Source organism: Streptomyces graminilatus (assembly GCF_001418565.1).
Classification (GTDB): Bacteria; Actinomycetota; Actinomycetes; order Streptomycetales; family Streptomycetaceae; genus Streptomyces; species Streptomyces graminilatus.
In genome coordinates this window covers 1-2,409 of the sequence record NZ_LIQQ01000801.1, presented here as the reverse complement: position 1 = coordinate 2,409, position 2,409 = coordinate 1, and the positions used below count along the sequence as shown (strand labels likewise).

Genomic DNA, 2,409 nt, shown 5'->3' with positions numbered 1-2,409 from the left:
CCCCCACGCCCATCCCCAGCCACCCCGCTGAGTAGTTCACCGTCGAACTCGTACACGAAGGGAATCAGCTCACTCATGAGCCCATTCACTCACGTCACAGACCGGGGGCACCCCACACCGGAAACCACCGGCCCAGATCCTCCTCGATCCGCAGATCACCGGCGAGCGCGGCCCGCACCTGCAACTCAAGAGCGCTGTCCCGCCGCTGAGCGCCACCGCCACCGCCATCGCGACCGTCACCGTCGCCCGACGGCGAGAACGGATAGAAGGTCCCACGCTTGTACAGATAGACAAGCCCAAGCCGCCGAACCCCCTGCCCCGAACTCACCTCATCCTCGAACCCCACAACCGAACACAACAACTGAGGCCCGAACCCACTCGCCTCCAGCGCGCTGTTGACCGCGTGCAGATCCCCGACGAGCGCCGGAAGATCCTCCGGCGCGCGCCGCGACACCAGCCACGAGTACCCGTACTCGTCCCGGACCAGCTCGACAGGCGGCCCGGTCCGCTCCGCATCCGCGTCGAGCAGGGCCTGGACCTCCGTGCGTACGTCGTCGAAGGCCGCGCCCTCCACCGAGGCGAAGCACACCGACCCCCGGCCCGTGGGCGTGAAGCCGGCCGCCGCCTGAAGGGTCACAGCGGCCGACGGCAGCCCGAAGAGCCGGTCGAGATCGGGCGCGACGGGCTTGGTGCGCCCCAGCAGAATGTCCAGCAGTCCCATGGACCCTGTTCCCCTCAGCTCACGTGCGCCCCGCGCCGGGAGCCGCCGCCTCCCCCAACTCCCCGGAGATCCGCCCCAGTTGGTCGAGCCGCTGCTCAAGACTGGGATGGGTGGAGAAGTACCGTGCCAGGCCCGGCTCCTTGCCGAGGGCGGGCGTGAAGTAGAAGGCGTTGAAGGCCTGCGCGGTCCGCAGGTCCTTCGACGGGATCCGCGCGATGTCACCGGACACCTTGGTGAGCGCGGAGGCCAGCGCCGAGGGCCGCCCGGTGAGCAGCGCGGCGGAGCGGTCGGCGGCCAGTTCCCGGTACCGGGACAGGGCACGGATCAGCAGGAAACTGATCGTGTACACGGCTGCGGAGACGGCCATCACCGCCACGAAGACGACGGCGGTGTTCTGGTCCCGCCGGCCCCCGCCGAGCATCTGCGAGTAGAACGCGAACCGCACGACGAGCCCGGCGATGACGCCGAGGAAGGACGCGACGGTGATCACGGCGACGTCCTTGTGTGCCACATGGGACAGCTCGTGCGCGAGCACCCCTTCCAGCTCTTCCGGCTCCAGCCGCCGCAGCAACCCGGTGGTCACACACACCACGGCGTGATCGGCGTTCCGCCCGGTCGCGAACGCGTTCGGCATATCCATGTCCGACACGGCGACCATGGGCTTGGGCAGGTCGGCCACCGCGCACAGCCGGTCGATCACCCCGTGGAGCTGCGGATACTCCTCCCGCTCCACGACCCGCCCGCGCATCGCGAACAGCGCGACCCGGTCGGAGAACCAGTACTGCGCGGCCAGGAACCCGGCCCCGACCACGACGACGAGCACCCAGGACTTCAACAACACCACCAACGCGGCGACGAAGGCCACGTACAGCAGTCCGAGCAAGAACAGCGTGACCGTCATCCGCACGGTCAGCCGCCGATCGCTCCGTATTCGGCTCGGCATCAACATCACCCTGCCAGTCAGGCACTCGCCCCACTGCCCAGTGTGCACCCGCGCCGTCCCATGAAGCGGTCGCGATCCGTCCTAGGCGCAGCAAAGCCCGGAATCCCCGCCCGGCGGACTCGATGAGCGGCGGACTCCAGGAGCAGTCCGGGAGCCCGGTCGAGCAGTTCGCCGACCTCCGCCGTCCTCCGCCGACCTTCACGGCACGTCCGGAGCCGGAGTCCACCCCCTACCGAGTGCGTGGAGCAGGCCCCGGATACGGCTACGGCTACGGCTCCCCGATTACGGCTCCTGATTACGGCTAGTGCGCCGCCCGGAAGTTCACGTAACCGATCAGCAGGATCAGGATGGACACGCACGATATGACGATCGACGTCGACACCCACGACGACCGACGGCGGGGCCTCCTGTAGTCGGGCTCCGCACGGAAGGGCACCGGCTCCGGCGGGTTCTCCTTCCAGCGTGCGGCCAGCATCCGGGCCCGTGCCGAGGGCTCCTTGTGCGCGGCCTCACTCGCCCAGCGGTGGTCGAACTCCCACTCACCGTCGTCGTGCCCGGACTTCCCCGTCATCCCCGTGTTCCCCGTCATCCCTGCTGCCTTTCGTGCCCGGTCTGATCCCTGTGATCCGTCTGATCCGTCTGATCCCATGCCAGTGCGAGGTCCGTTCAGGCTAGTGCGCCCCTCTGACAACGCCCCGTCGGCCCTCACGACCGCCCCCCCCGACGCGACAGCGTCCTGCCACAG

3 protein-coding genes are annotated in these 2,409 nt (G+C 69.0%); all 3 read right to left on the bottom strand.

The window, feature by feature from the left end; translation table 11 throughout:
* Positions 1 to 94 precede the first annotated feature (94 nt).
* The 3 genes from pspAB to AOK08_RS41700 all read right to left on the bottom strand — a co-directional run bounded on the left by pspAB (position 95) and on the right by AOK08_RS41700 (position 2,253).
* Positions 95 to 721, bottom strand: coding sequence for a PspA-associated protein PspAB (gene pspAB, locus AOK08_RS41710; RefSeq protein ID WP_055535775.1), 627 nt, complete (start codon positions 719 to 721; stop codon positions 95 to 97).
* A 19-nt stretch (positions 722 to 740) separates the two neighbouring features.
* Positions 741 to 1,664 carry a zinc metalloprotease HtpX gene (gene htpX, locus AOK08_RS41705; RefSeq protein ID WP_055535778.1) on the bottom strand — a complete coding sequence of 308 codons (924 nt, stop codon included), beginning with the start codon at positions 1,662 to 1,664 and terminating at the stop codon, positions 741 to 743.
* 301 nt (positions 1,665 to 1,965) lie between these two features.
* Complete coding sequence (locus tag AOK08_RS41700; RefSeq protein WP_241827325.1) at positions 1,966 to 2,253, bottom strand: SCO2583/SCO2584 N-terminal domain-containing protein; 288 nt, start codon at positions 2,251 to 2,253, stop codon at positions 1,966 to 1,968.
* Positions 2,254 to 2,409 lie beyond the last annotated feature (156 nt).

Bases quoted from the DNA above. Each gene is read 5' to 3' on its own strand.
- pspAB (WP_055535775.1), bottom strand. From the start codon at position 721: ATGGGACTGCTGGACATTCTGCTGGGGCGCACCAAGCCCGTCGCGCCC.
- htpX (WP_055535778.1), bottom strand. From the start codon at position 1,664: ATGCCGAGCCGAATACGGAGCGATCGGCGGCTGACCGTGCGGATGACG.
- AOK08_RS41700 (WP_241827325.1), bottom strand. From the start codon at position 2,253: ATGACGGGGAACACGGGGATGACGGGGAAGTCCGGGCACGACGACGGT.